This window comes from Pseudomonas sp. MF09156, from assembly GCF_059862305.1.
In genome coordinates this window covers 1-977 of sequence record NZ_JCBCUR010000053.1, presented here as the reverse complement: position 1 = coordinate 977, position 977 = coordinate 1, and the positions used below count along the sequence as shown (strand labels likewise).

At 65.1% G+C, this 977-nt stretch carries 1 protein-coding gene; it reads right to left on the bottom strand.

Annotated elements, in window-relative coordinates:
- Window positions 1-839, bottom strand: an 839-nt coding sequence (istA, locus tag AC19YY_RS30995; RefSeq protein ID WP_500605323.1) for an IS21 family transposase, incomplete at its 3' end; no start/stop codon positions are given.
- Window positions 840-977: the final 138 nt, after the last annotated feature.

Here is a 977-nt window from a genome sequence, read left to right as displayed (position 1 = left end):
GCGATGGCCGTGTTGAGTTCGTCCAGGGAGAAAAACTGGCGATGGCGCAAGGCGGCGAGGATCCAGCGCTCGACCACCTGCACGCCGACTTCGGCCTTGGCCTTGTCGCGCGGCTTACGCGCCCGCGCCGGCACCACTGCCACGCTGTAGTGCTCGGCCAGGTCGCGGTAGCTGGGGTTGATGTCCGGCTCGTAGCGATGAGCCTTGCTCACCGCGCTGCGTAGGTTGTCCGGCACCACAATCTCCGGCACGCCGCCGAGGAAGGCGAAGCAACGGGCGTGAGAACCCAGCCAGTCGGGTAACTGTTGCGACCAGGTAGCCTCGGCGAAGGTGTAGCTGGAGGCCCCGAGCACCGCGACGAACACCTGTGCCTGACGGATCTCGCCGCTGTTGCGGTCGATCACCGGCACCGTCTGGCCGGCATAGTCGACGAACAGCTTCTCGCCGACGCGATGCTCCTGGCGCATCACCACATCCAGCTTGCCCTGCCAGGCCCGGTAGTGGTCGCAGAACCAGCTGTACTGGAAGCCCTGTGGCTGGCCCAGCCGATACTCCTGCCAGAGCAGCGCCAGGGTCACGCCCGGCCGGCGCAGCTCGGCATGCACCCAGGCCCAGTCGGGCAGCGGGCGCTGTTCGCTGGATACCGCCGGGGCTGGTGGAAACAGCTGTCGCTCCAACTCGGCATCGGCTAACGAACAGGGCCAACTGAGGCCGCTGGCGGCAAAGCGGTTGAGGTAGTCGCCGACGGTGACACGACCGATCTGCACGCTGACCGCAATCTGGCGAGCCGATAGTCCGACCTCGAACTTGAGACGTAGTACTTCGCGAATCTTACGCATGGATAAACGCTCCACGACGACCTCTCTGCTTCGAAAAAGAGGTCGATGGTAGTGAAGAAATCCTGCGTTGCTGCCTGCCCGGTTGGGTGGCCGGATGGCCGTGGAATCAGTGGCCGGATGCGCGTGGAATGGGTGGCC